The following is a 12025-nucleotide window of genomic DNA, read 5'->3' as shown; positions in this document are numbered from 1 at the left end:
CGTTCCACAATACTTCTGCGATGTCAGCCATCCCCATCGGGGCTCCAGGATGTCCTGAGTTGGCTTTTTGTACGGCGTCCATGCTGAGTGCGCGGATGGCGTTCGCTAAGTCTCGGCGCGAAGGCATGTTTGTCTCCTTATAATTTGTTTTAGGTTCGACGTTTCTTCTTCCAAACATCGTTATGCTGAGGCTCGGTGAATGGCAAGGACAACCAAAACCACACTCTTTTTTAGACTGCTGGATTCGGTAACACCTTGATATCAAAAGCTAAAAAGGCCCGCATTCAAATGAACGCAGGCCTTAAGCCTTTATTCCAAGTTAGCGTGTCTGGATCTCATTATTTCTTCTTCGATCCCTTTGTCGTGGATCACATGCGAGATAGTCGCTTCCAAGAAGAGCAATGTCGATAGTTCAAACACAGTCCCCATAGGCATACCCTTGACTTTACCGTATTGCTCCGCTCTACCAATTTGCAGCGTGACATCAGCCATATCACCTATGGTTGAATCGTCTTTTGCAGAAATCAGGACAATTTTCGCGCCGATTTCCTTGGCTTTTTTAGTAAAGGCAATTAATTGCTCGGTTTCGCCGGAACCCGAAATAATGATCAGCAGGTCACCGGCTTTGATACTAGGCGTAACGATTTCACCAACTACACTGACGTCATAGCCGCCGTGCATCAGACGCATGGCAAAGAAATTACCGACAAGCTTTGAGCGTCCAGCACCGGAAATAAAAACTCTTTTGGCCTGATCCAACATATCGACCAGTGCTTTGTCATGGCCGTCTGGAGTGGCTTCAAGAATGCTTGAAATTTTGTTAATAACTAACTGTTGATGCATAACTTATACCGCCGCTGCGTCTACCAATTCGCGAATTTCGCGCGCAGCTTCCGCAGGAGAAGGCGCACCGTAAATGGCCGCACCGACAACGATGATGTTTGCACCGGCTTCCACTACTTGTTGAACAGTCGCCGGTTTGATACCGCCAGCAACGGAAATGCGAACACCCAGGCCCAGACGAGCGATGTCGTTCAGGTCGCCGAATGGAGTTTGGCCGGCTGCTTGCGCATCCAGACCGGTGTGGATACCGACGATTTGCGCGCCCAGTTTCACGGATTCTCTTGCGCATTCCGCTTTGTCGGCTACGTTGATCAAGTCAATTTGGGTTTCAGCGGCATGTTTTTTAGCCGCTTTGATAACGCCAGCGATGGTAGCCAAGCCGGATACGCCCAGTACGGTGCAAATGTCAGCGCCGGCAGCGTAGAAAGCGCCTGCTTCGTATTCGCCGGCATCCATGGTTTTCAGGTCAACCAACAACAATTTGTCTGGGTAACGATTTCTCAGTTCTTTTACCAGGTTAACACCGTTGTATTTGATGCAAGGGGTACCGATTTCAAAAATATCGACATAAGGCGCTACTTGATCTGCCAATGCTACGGTTTGGTCGAAATCCAAAGAGTCCAACGCCATTTGAATTAATGGTCTTGCCATGTGATGTGCTCCGAAAGTTTTATTATTTGTATTAGCTGATTAGCTCACTACCGCAATCTGCTAGGCTTGTCACATACTCGTGATGCGTCCATAACTGTAAGATAGAAATAGGATATGTGTCAATGCCCGCGACTGTTTTGGGCTATTGCTTTTTGCTATCAACCGACCCCATTATGCTTGTTCTTATATTGTGGCCGGATGCTTTGGATTTTAACCCATCGCGGGGCACCGTCCAAAGCTAGACAATGCCCCGACATTTCTGGAGTATATTACTTAGCTTCTTTACTAACCTTTTCGCTCTTCGGCTTTTCAGACGAGTTATCGCTAAAGATAATATCTTTCTCGTTAGCTTTAATGGTTTTCTCGCCTATCCCATTAACATTCTCTAGATCCTTTAAACTTTCAAAGTTTCCATGTTCCGTTCTGTATTGAATTATGGCTTGAGCCTTCTTTGGACCTATGCCTTCCAATGCTCCGGAAATAGTTTCGGCATCTGCCTGATTGATATTAACCGGGGCGGCAGACACAACCAGCGGCAGCAAAATCAAGATCAAAAATAAGTTTTTCATAATTTTCCTCCAATTGGAATCTCTTAATTAGATCAGGTTTAGCGACATATCCCAGATATAATCCGCATAACCCGGAATCTAGCTTAGCCGCATTCGCAATTTTTGCAACACCACACCCTTCAATCTATACAAGCCACCACAATTGCCCTCCGCGGCGCCGGCAGTCCCTCGCATGTTAAGGCGCTATTCTGCGGATCTAGAAAATCTTTCAACGAATTGAATCGCATCCATTCAGTACTTCGCTGCTCTTCGACAGTTGTCTTCGCGACATCGCACAATCTGATATTTTTAAAGCCGCAGCGACGCATCCACGCCATCAATAAATCACAACTCGGCAAAAACCATACGTTGCGCATTTGCGCATAGCGCGACTCCGGAAACAACACTGTATCCGCCCCCCCTTCCACAACCAACGTTTCAAGCACCAACTCGCCGCCCGGCCGTAAACACCCCTTCAGCTCCAGAAGATGGTCAATAGGCGAACGTCGATGATATAAAACCCCCATGGAAAACACCGTATCAAACAACCTCATTTCCGCTGGAAGCTGCTCAACGCCCAAAGGCAGCACATACATCGGCAGATCGGCGCCATAAAGCTTGCGCAAGGCTTGAAACTGCATCACGCTCAACAAGGTTGGATCAATACCAATAACGAGTCGCGCACCAGCACCCAGCATGCGCCAACAGTGGTAACCGTTTCCACAGCCAATGTCCAACACCATACGATTTTGCAGCGGTGCAATATGCGGTTTCAACCTGTCCCATTTCCAATCCGATCGCCATTCGGTATCGATATCAACCCCAAATAGCCGATAAGGACCTTTACGCCAAGGATGCAGCTTTTGTAAGCCCCGCACCAACTGCTGCAATTGCTGTTCCGACAAATCGACAGACTCACCAATGGAGACTGCGTCGCGTAAATTCACCCTACTCGGCTTAACGTTCGGCAATTCATCAATCGCCGCCTTCCACTTAAGCAAATCGCCGTGTGTTCGCTCATCAAAAGCCGCCGGTAACTGCTCGGACAGCAACTGCACCCAGGCGCTGGCGCCTAAAGACTCCAGTGCCTGATATAACAACTTGTAATCATTCATTTCAACGCAATCATCGAGGCGAAATTAAAATACTGGAACCAAATCTCCACACTATCAAATCCAGCCGCCTTCAAACGGTGTCGATGTACGGCAAACGATTCGGCCAACAACACATTTTCCAGGGCCATGCGCTTTTGACTGATTTCCAACTCGCTGTATCCCTGCATTTTCTTGAAGTGGTGATGCATATCCACATGCAAGCCTTGTTGTCGCCGATCTTCGAAAGCCAGTTTTTCAGATAAAATTAAAACGCCGCCAGGCAGCATGCCTTGATAGATTTTTTCCAATAACGCCACCCTATCGGCCACCGGCACAAACTGCAGTGTAAAGTTAAGTACCACCACCGATGCCTGCTCGATGCTAACTGCCCGGATATCCGCACATTGAATATCTATACTCGCCTTAGACTGATCCGCCACCAGGTTTAGCTTAAAGCGCTCAACCATCGACTCTGAGTTATCAACCGCCACTATCCCGCAATCCGTCGCGGTAATTTGTTCACGCATGGCCAAAGTGGCCGCGCCCAGGGAACAACCTAAATCGTAACAATGGCTATGCGGCTGGCTAAACCGGCCCGCCAATAAACCAATGGCTGAAATGATTGCGCTGTAGCCGGGGACGGACCGCTGGATCATGTCCGGAAAGACATTAACCACCGAGTCATCAAATTTAAATGTCGTTATTTCGCCAAGCGGATTGGCATAGAGAGAATCTTTGTCGGATTGCATAGGAGGATATCCCCCGAAGATAATTTTCGGGGGATAAAAAACTTAAGATTTGTTTTTAGATGAAAGCGCTTCGGTATTGCGCTTCGCTAATTGATCAATGACTTCTTGCAAAGAACCGGTGCGTTCCACTTCATTTTTGAAGCTGGTCCGGTAATTGGTTACCAAACTGACGCCTTCAATCAGAATGTCGTAGACCTTCCATTCACCCTTATTAAACAGCATGCGGTAATTCACCGCAATCGGCTGCAAACCGGGCTGCAGAATTTCGGTTTTGACCATCACCTTGCGCGCATCTTCGTCGGCATTGACCGGCAAAAACCTGACCGACCATTCCTTGAATTCAACAAATGCCCTGGAATACGTCCTGATAAGCAAGGTTTGGAATTCCTTTTTAAAGGATTCTTTTTCCGATACCGAGGCATCCTTCCAAAGCTTACCCAATACCAACGCTGAAATCAGATCAAAATCCGCGCGCGGATAAATCACCGAATTTACAAACTCGGTAATTTTACGAAAATCCTTAGTAAACCCCGGATCCTGCATCCGCAACTTCAATTGGCTGGAGGCATCCTCAATCACTTTTTGTGGCTCCAGCAAATTCTCTGCGACGGCGTCCATCGCCACCCCGGCATTTGCAATAAAACCAAAAACCAAAATGAATAAAACTTTTAAATAGTGTTTCATGATTGTTACAACCACCTCATATAACGTATCGCCGGCCAAAATCAAACGCTCAAGATCGATACACTGTTACAATAATATTCTTATAATCCACCAACCCAACGCGGCTGGTAAACATCATTAGGCCCTACACACACCCGACTATTTTACTATGGAAAAGATGTCACACCCTAAAGACTTTTTCCCATCCACTCGCATGCGCAGAATGCGCTATCAAGCGTTTTCCCGCCGACTAATGCAAGAAAACCGGTTATGCGCCGATGATTTGATTTGCCCTTTATTCGTCATTGAAGGTCATAATCGTCAGGAAGCCATCACCTCGATGCCTGGGGTTAGCCGGCTATCGTTGGATTTATTACTCAAAGAAGCCGAATCTTTACTAGCGCTCGGCATCCCGGCCATTGCCTTGTTTCCGGTTGTGGATGCCGATCAAAAATCACTGAATGCCAGCGAGGCCTTCAATCCGAACGGCTTGGCTCAACGTAGCGTCAGGGCATTAAAAGCCGCATTTCCGGAACTGGGCGTCATTACCGATGTGGCGTTAGACCCTTTCACTGCGCATGGCCAAGATGGCTTAATCAATGCCCAAGGCTATGTCATCAACGATGAAACGGTGGAAGTACTGTGCAAACAAGCCTTGTCGCACGCCGAAGCCGGTGCCGACATCGTCGCTCCGTCCGACATGATGGACGGACGCATTGGCGCCATTAGGCAAGCCTTGGAAAACAACAGCTATATCAATACTCGAATTCTGGCTTATTCGGCAAAATACGCTTCCAGTTTCTACGGCCCGTTCCGCGACGCCGTCGGCTCCGCCGGCAATCTCGGCGGCGGCAATAAATACAGCTATCAAATGGATCCGGCCAATTCCGACGAAGCGATGCGTGAAATCGCCCTGGACTTGCAAGAAGGCGCGGACATGATCATGATCAAACCCGGCATGCCATATCTGGACATTATTCGCAGGGCAAAAGACGAGTTTGGGGTCCCGACGTTCGCTTATCAAGTCAGCGGCGAATACGCAATGCTCAAGGCTGCCGCGCAAAACGGCTGGCTGGATGAAAAACAAGTCGTCATGGAATCATTACTGGCATTTAAACGCGCCGGTTGCGACGCCATTTTGACTTATTTTGCCAAGTCGGCCGCTCACTGGTTAAAACAATAATAACAATACGGAGATAAGCGTCCATGCAAAATGACACTGACGACGAATTTGCCTCGCCACGCCATATAGGCCTCGAAGAAGCCGTTTTTATCATTCTGGTCATTCTGTCCTTACTCGGCATTCGCATCACGGATTACTCGCCGCATGATGGCTATGGCTACTGGATCATGATGGTATTTGTATTTGCCGGATTATCCATTTTCGTATCCTGGCTACAATCCAAAGCCAAGGAGCAAGATATCGGTGAAATTGTCAAACTACAGGCCATGCACTGGCTGCATACCCTCATCATAGTCGGCGCGGCATTCTTACTAAATAAATCGGGCCAGCTTACCGACACCGGCGCCAGCCTGGTCATTTTGCTACTACTGGCACTCACCACCATGCTGGACGGCTATCGCATCGGCTGGCAATTCAGCTTACTCGGCTTTTTTCTGGCCAGTTGCGCGATTGTGGTCGCCTATATTGAGCATTTCATTTGGGTCACTAGCGGACTTGGCATTCTGGTAGTGGCGGGAACTTTTTTCTGGAATTATTGGCTTCGTAAAAACGCGGGCTTTGACGATGCTTGATCAGTACGCCGTTTTTGGCCACCCCATCAGCCATAGCAAATCGCCTCGGATTCACAGCTTGTTTGCCGAGCAAACCCACCAACAAATGCAATATATTGCGCAAGACGTGCCGGCCGTAAACTTCAAGACAACCGCGGACGCATTCTTCTCCGAGGGCGGCAAAGGTTTAAACTGCACGGTGCCGCTGAAAGAGCTGGCTTGGCAATACGCCGACCAACTCAGCGAACGCGCGCGAAAAAGCAAAGCAGTCAACACCTTGGCACGAGATACGGACGGTAGCATATTGGGCGACAACACCGATGGGATTGGTTTGGTAAACGATTTGACGCTAAATCACGACATTACCTTACTGAATAGCCGAATCTTAATCCTAGGCGCGGGCGGTGCCACGCGCGGCATTCTGCTCCCATTGCTGGCACAACACCCCGCCCATATCACCATCGTTAACCGTACACAGCTTAAAGCCAAAACCATAGTCCATGAGTTCGCCGATACGGGTAGCTTAAATAGTTGCGATTACGCCGACTTAACTTCGCTTCAATTTGATTTGATTATCAACGCTACTTCCGCCAGCCTGAGCGACGAACTCCCGCCGCTACCCAACGCGTTACTTGCAGCCAGCGGCAGTTGTTACGACTTGGCTTACGGCAACAAACCGACGGCTTTCGTCCGTTGGGGCGCAGCCCAACAAGCACGTAAAAGCCTTGACGGCTTGGGCATGTTGGTCGAACAAGCCGCGGAAGCCTTTGCCCTGTGGCGCGGTATTCGCCCTGAAACAGCTCCCGTCATCGATTTACTGAACCGTGACCGAGAAACCTTAAATTTTTACCGCTAACTGTTGACCCATGCGTGTCGTGCATACAAAATCGACTATGCTTCAAACCAAAGTTCACGCACTATCTTCCGGAATGATATGGCATCAATCAAAGCTTTTTTTGACAAAATGAGTTCAACAACCAAGCACCGGCGCTTCGGCCAGAAAATCTCGACTGAAATTCTGGAACAATTGTTTCCCATCAGAAACCTCAGCGAAGAAATCCGCCAAAGCTTTGCCTCGGAAAACCACGTCGAACTCATCGACGTCGGCACCACTTTATTCACTATCGACAGCCCCGCCGATTGCGCTATTTACCTAATCTTTGGCAGCGTAAAGCTTACCGACCAAAACGGACGCAGCTATACCATCGAAGACGGTAGCGCCCAAGCCAAATTCCCTATCTGCAGCGGCTGCAAACACACCACGACGGCCGTTGCCCAAACCGATATCGGCATCCTGCGGGTATCATTAAAAATCATGTCTACCCGCAATCGCTTTCAACATAAAGCCTTGCCGATCCCCGAAAATCTGCGCGCCAACCAATTACTAGCTTTATTCGCCGACCATTATCAAAATCACGAACTGGAAATCCCATCCTTGCCGGAAGTTGCCATCAAGTTGCGCAATGCGATTCAAAAAGATGTCAATCTGAATGTCGCGGTAAACATTATCCAACTGGATCCGGTCATATCCGCAAAACTGATCGAAGTGGCCAACTGCCCGCTGTACCTCACAGTCGTTCCGGCCAAAAATTGCATGGATGCGGTCAGCCGCATCGGCCTTAACGCGACACGCAATCTGGTCGTCGCCCTCAGCCTCAAACAGGTTTTTAAAAGCAAGTCGTTGTTAATTAAAGATAGACTGGAAAATCTCTGGAAACAAAGCCTTTATCTTTCCGCGTTGTGCCACGTACTGGCCGCCTCCAGCCAACAAGTCAATCCGGAGGACGCTTTACTGGCCGGACTGGTCTGCGACATCGGCAGTATCCCGTTTCTGAATTTTGTTACCAACCTACCGGATGAATTCATTGACGAAACCGAAATCAAACAAGCCTTACCGGTTGTCGTCGGCCCGGTTAGCGCCACCGTGCTCAACGAATGGCAGTTTTCAGAAGAATTTATCGATGTCGCCTTAAACTCGCGTAACTGGTATCAGAATCTCAGCGACGATCTGTCCTTAACCGATATTGTGGTGTTATCGAGATTACATGCCTTGATCGGCAAAAAAGCAACCAGCGAATTACCTTCGATCGCCGCCATCCCGGCTGCCAGCAAACTCAAAGGCATGGCCTTGTCGCCGGAAAACACCTTGGCTCTCCTTCATGATGCCAAAAATAAAATTCATGAAGCCTTAGCCATATTCAGCCGCTAAATTTATGTTTTGGAAATTTTTTAAAAAAACCGCCGACCCATCCGAAACAAATCCAAAGTCATCACTTGGCACTAAAACGACTTTGCCGTTGGCGTTTTTACAAAAGCTGGTACCCGTAGGCAAACTATCCCCCGAGGAATTAAAAGCCCTTAATGTTTCCATAGAGCATTTTACCCCTGGCCAAATCATCTTTAACCGTGGCGAAAACGCGGATGCATTAATGTACCTGTATTCCGGCAATGTATTTCTGGAAGCCACAAACGGTAGCGGCTATGCCGTTGACGAAAATACCTTCACCGCCTATCACCCTTTATCATCGCATGCGGACCACCACTTCACCGCTATCGCCAAATCCGCCGCTCAGATCGCCTATTTACCGCTCTCGGTTTTACAGCACAGCAACAATGCAGCGCTCACCCATAACCCTCTGTTCAATGCCACCGCAATCCCGCCGGAGTTGAGCGACAGCGATTTTTTCAACGCGTTTTGCGCGGCATTCCGGCGCGACGAACTGCGCTTGCCCAGTCTGCCCGACGTCGCCTTCAGATTACGCCGCGCCCTGCAAAAAGATATCAGCATTGCCGATGCGGTAAAAATCATTAACCTGGATCCCGTGATTGCTTCCAAACTGATTCAAGTTGCCAACAGCCCGCTTTATCGCACCGTCAATCCCATTTCCAAATGCCACGATGCGATAAACCGTTTAGGGTTAAAGGCCACGCAGAACTTGGTAACCAGCATCAGTTTGCACAATCTGTTCCGCAGCAATAACAAGCTGCTCAACAATCGCGTGCAACAGCTTTGGCGGCAAAGCATACAAATTGCCAGCCTGAGCTATACCCTGGCGGGCATGGCAAAGAAAATCAATCCGGACGAAGCGTTATTGGCAGGACTTACCCACAATATTGGCGCATTACCCATTATCACTTTCGCCGAAAGCGTTAAAAATATCACCTTTACAGAACAAGAACTGGATAAAACTATCGAAGTTTTACAAGATCCGGTGGGCGAATTCATTTTAAAGAAATGGCATTTTCCCGAAAATTTAGTAAAAATCCCCAGCCAATCCGGAAACTGGTATTACAACGGCGACCCGGCGCTGCAAATGAGCGATATCGTCCTTTTGGCTCGTTTTCACGCCCTACTCGGCAACAAGCAAACCCATAAGCTGCCCCCCCTGAGTACCTTGCCGGCCTTTGCCAAACTCGGCGAAAAGACTTTGACTCCCGACATGTCGCTTCATGCACTGCAAGAAGCCAAACAACAAATTTCCGAAGCGTTGAGTTTTTTCAGAACTTAACGCCTGACAAAATGACTAAAAACCCAAGTGATTCGCCGATAAGTACGCCGAAGTCAGCCTGCCGAATGGCAGAGACTCAACACTCCGGATAGCCGGCTTACCCTATTCCAACACTTACCAGAGCAACACGCCGCCAATCGCCATGACCAATCCTTTATTACAAACGACCGAATTACCCCAATTTTCCAAAATCCTGCCTGAACATGTAGAACCCGCTATTGAGCAATTGCTTAACCAAGCCAGACAAACCATTGCTAAGCAATTAGAAACCGGCGGCCCCTACCAGTGGAACAACTTGATCGCCCCCATCGACGAAGCCGAAGACCGCCTCAATAAAGCTTGGTCACCTGTCAGCCACATGAATTCCGTGGTCAATAGCGATGCCATGCGCGACGCTTATAACGCCTGCCTGGGCAAGCTTAGCGAATACTCCACCGAGGTCGGCCAAAACCGCACCCTTTACGAAGCTTACTGCGCCATTCACGACAGCGCGGATTTTGCCAATCTTGACCGGGCCCAGCAAAAAATCATCAACAACGCCTTGCGCGACTTTCATTTGTCCGGTGTCGATTTGCCAGCCGACCAACAAACCCGTTACAAAGACATCAGCCAGCAATTATCCAAGCTGGCCAGCCAATACGAAGAAAACCTGCTTGATGCCACCAATGCCTGGAGCAAATTGCTGACTAACATCGAAGACCTATCGGGCTTGCCTGAATCGGCACTGGCGCAAGCCAAACAACTGGCGGAAGCGGACAGCAAACAAGGCTGGCTGATCAACCTGCAGTTCCCGTCTTATTTGGCCGTGATGACCTATGCCGATAACCGCGAATTACGCCGCGAACATTACGAAGCCTTCTGTACCCGTGCTTCCGATCAAGGCCCGCATGCCGGTCAATGGGACAACTCCAGCGTCATGGAACAGATTTTGGCCTTGCGCCACGAAAAGGCTCAATTGCTAGGCTTCAACAATTACGCCGAATATTCGTTAGCCACCAAAATGGCTGAATCGACTGACGATGTGGTGAAATTTCTGGAGGATCTGGCCGACAAATCCTGGCGCCAAGCCCGCCGCGACCTGACCGAATTGCAGGATTTCGCCGCCTCGGAACACGGTTTACACGATCTGCAAGCGTGGGATATCGGTTATTACTCCGAAAAAATGCGCCAGCATTTTTATCAACTGTCCCAGGAAGAAGTCAAAACCTACTTCCCAGCCACCCGCGTGATTCCCGGCCTGTTCGCCATCGTGGAAAAACTCTACGGTTTGCAAATCAGCGAAATTACAGACTTCGACACCTGGCATCCCGATGTGCGTTTTTATCAAATACTGGATAAAAACGCTCACTTGCGCGGTCGTTTTTATCTGGATTTATACGCCCGCGCCAAAAAACGCGGCGGCGCCTGGATGGACGATTGCGTGTGCCGCAAGAAAACCAGCGCAGGCCTGCAAACTCCGATTGCCTACCTGACCTGTAATTTCACACCGCCAACAGGCACCGATCCGGCGCTACTGACTCACGACGAAGTGCAAACCTTATTTCACGAATTCGGCCACGGTTTACACCACATGCTGACCCAGATCGACCATCTCGGCGTCTCCGGTATTAACGGCGTGGAATGGGATGCAGTAGAACTGCCCAGCCAATTTATGGAAAACTGGTGCTGGGAAAAACCGGCGCTCGACCTGATCTCCGGTCATTACCAAACCGGGGAAGCATTGCCCGAAAGCCTGTTCGACAAAATGCTGGCGGCAAAAAACTTCCAGGCCGGCATGCTGATGGTGCGACAACTGGAATTCAGTTTGTTCGATTTCAAGATCCACCAAAACTATCATCCGGCCAAGGGCGGGCGAATTTACCAAACCCTGCAACAAATTCGAGACCAAGTCGCCGTTGTTAAAGTACCCTCCTTCAACCGTTTCGCGCATAGCTTCTCGCACATTTTCGCCGGCGGCTACGCGGCCGGCTATTACAGTTATAAATGGGCAGAAGTATTGTCCGCGGACGCCTTTTCTCTCTTTGAAGAAAAAGGTATCTTCGACAGCGCCACCGGCGAATCGTTTTTACACAATATTCTGGAACAAGGCGGCAGCGACCCAGCCATGACCCTGTTTAAAAATTTCCGTGGCCGGGAACCGAATATCGATGCGTTGCTAAGACATAACGGCATCGCTGCTTAATTTACCTTTATTGTTTTCTAACCCTTTATAGGCAGTCTTTATGGCCTCTGAT

The 12025-nt window shown here is 49.1% G+C and carries 12 protein-coding genes and 1 pseudogene; 6 read left to right on the top strand and 7 right to left on the bottom strand.

Going from position 1 to position 12025, the window contains the following annotated elements:
- The 7 genes and pseudogenes from M0R33_RS22050 to M0R33_RS22020 form a co-directional block, all read right to left on the bottom strand.
- A pseudogene (locus M0R33_RS22050) lies at positions 1-127 on the bottom strand (ribulose phosphate epimerase); the annotation flags it as partial.
- Between the two features lie 182 nt (positions 128-309).
- Positions 310-843, bottom strand: a complete 534-nt coding sequence (gene hxlB, locus M0R33_RS22045; RefSeq protein ID WP_292574123.1) for a 6-phospho-3-hexuloisomerase — start codon at positions 841-843, stop codon at positions 310-312.
- A 3-nt stretch (positions 844-846) separates the two neighbouring features.
- Complete coding sequence (hxlA, locus tag M0R33_RS22040; RefSeq protein WP_292574122.1) at positions 847-1494, bottom strand: 3-hexulose-6-phosphate synthase; 648 nt, start codon at positions 1492-1494, stop codon at positions 847-849.
- Positions 1495-1763: 269 nt separating this feature from the next.
- Entirely contained in the window at positions 1764-2063 is a 300-nt protein-coding gene (locus M0R33_RS22035; protein WP_292574121.1) for a helix-hairpin-helix domain-containing protein, read from the bottom strand.
- Between the two features lie 119 nt (positions 2064-2182).
- On the bottom strand, positions 2183-3157 hold the full coding sequence (gene cmoB, locus M0R33_RS22030; protein WP_292574120.1) for a tRNA 5-methoxyuridine(34)/uridine 5-oxyacetic acid(34) synthase CmoB: 975 nt from the start codon (positions 3155-3157) through the stop codon (positions 2183-2185).
- Positions 3154-3885: a carboxy-S-adenosyl-L-methionine synthase CmoA gene (gene cmoA, locus M0R33_RS22025; protein WP_292574119.1), complete on the bottom strand. Its 732-nt coding sequence runs from the start codon at positions 3883-3885 to the stop codon at positions 3154-3156. The genes cmoB and cmoA overlap by 4 nt, the downstream gene beginning before the upstream one ends.
- A 42-nt stretch (positions 3886-3927) precedes the next feature.
- Positions 3928-4569, bottom strand: coding sequence for an ABC transporter substrate-binding protein (locus tag M0R33_RS22020; RefSeq protein ID WP_292574118.1), 642 nt, complete (start codon positions 4567-4569; stop codon positions 3928-3930).
- Between the two features lie 148 nt (positions 4570-4717).
- On the opposite strand from M0R33_RS22020, the gene hemB reads away from it, so the two are divergent.
- From hemB to prlC, 6 genes are all read left to right on the top strand, one after another.
- Positions 4718-5731 (top strand): porphobilinogen synthase, encoded by a 1014-nt coding sequence (hemB, locus tag M0R33_RS22015; RefSeq protein WP_292574117.1) that lies wholly within the window; start codon positions 4718-4720, stop codon positions 5729-5731.
- Between the two features lie 23 nt (positions 5732-5754).
- On the top strand, positions 5755-6303 hold the full coding sequence (locus tag M0R33_RS22010; protein WP_292574116.1) for a hypothetical protein: 549 nt from the start codon (positions 5755-5757) through the stop codon (positions 6301-6303).
- Positions 6290-7138 (top strand): shikimate dehydrogenase, encoded by an 849-nt coding sequence (aroE, locus tag M0R33_RS22005; protein ID WP_292574115.1) that lies wholly within the window; start codon positions 6290-6292, stop codon positions 7136-7138. Before M0R33_RS22010 ends, aroE begins: the two co-directional genes overlap by 14 nt.
- A gap of 108 nt (positions 7139-7246) precedes the next feature.
- On the top strand, positions 7247-8491 hold the full coding sequence (locus M0R33_RS22000; protein WP_292574114.1) for an HDOD domain-containing protein: 1245 nt from the start codon (positions 7247-7249) through the stop codon (positions 8489-8491).
- A 4-nt stretch (positions 8492-8495) separates the two neighbouring features.
- Positions 8496-9791: an HDOD domain-containing protein gene (locus tag M0R33_RS21995; RefSeq protein WP_292574113.1), complete on the top strand. Its 1296-nt coding sequence runs from the start codon at positions 8496-8498 to the stop codon at positions 9789-9791.
- 142 nt (positions 9792-9933) lie between these two features.
- Entirely contained in the window at positions 9934-11973 is a 2040-nt protein-coding gene (prlC, locus tag M0R33_RS21990) for an oligopeptidase A (protein ID WP_292574112.1), read from the top strand.
- Positions 11974-12025: the final 52 nt, after the last annotated feature.

It is taken from the genome of Methylomonas sp., from assembly GCF_023228165.1.
GTDB lineage: Bacteria > Pseudomonadota > Gammaproteobacteria > Methylococcales > Methylomonadaceae > Methylomonas.
Note: the sequence above shows the minus strand (reverse complement) of the source record. Positions and strands in the feature narration are given on the sequence as shown.

Excerpts from the sequence above, each read along its gene's own strand:
- hxlB (WP_292574123.1), bottom strand. The coding sequence starts at position 843 with ATGCATCAACAGTTAGTTATTAACAAAATTTCAAGCATTCTTGAAGCC.
- hxlA (WP_292574122.1), bottom strand. The coding sequence starts at position 1,494 with ATGGCAAGACCATTAATTCAAATGGCGTTGGACTCTTTGGATTTCGAC.
- M0R33_RS22035 (WP_292574121.1), bottom strand. The coding sequence starts at position 2,063 with ATGAAAAACTTATTTTTGATCTTGATTTTGCTGCCGCTGGTTGTGTCT.
- cmoB (WP_292574120.1), bottom strand. The coding sequence starts at position 3,157 with ATGAATGATTACAAGTTGTTATATCAGGCACTGGAGTCTTTAGGCGCC.
- cmoA (WP_292574119.1), bottom strand. The coding sequence starts at position 3,885 with ATGCAATCCGACAAAGATTCTCTCTATGCCAATCCGCTTGGCGAAATA.
- M0R33_RS22020 (WP_292574118.1), bottom strand. The coding sequence starts at position 4,569 with ATGAAACACTATTTAAAAGTTTTATTCATTTTGGTTTTTGGTTTTATT.
- hemB (WP_292574117.1), top strand. The coding sequence starts at position 4,718 with ATGGAAAAGATGTCACACCCTAAAGACTTTTTCCCATCCACTCGCATG.
- M0R33_RS22010 (WP_292574116.1), top strand. The coding sequence starts at position 5,755 with ATGCAAAATGACACTGACGACGAATTTGCCTCGCCACGCCATATAGGC.
- M0R33_RS22000 (WP_292574114.1), top strand. The coding sequence starts at position 7,247 with ATGAGTTCAACAACCAAGCACCGGCGCTTCGGCCAGAAAATCTCGACT.
- M0R33_RS21995 (WP_292574113.1), top strand. The coding sequence starts at position 8,496 with ATGTTTTGGAAATTTTTTAAAAAAACCGCCGACCCATCCGAAACAAAT.
- prlC (WP_292574112.1), top strand. The coding sequence starts at position 9,934 with ATGACCAATCCTTTATTACAAACGACCGAATTACCCCAATTTTCCAAA.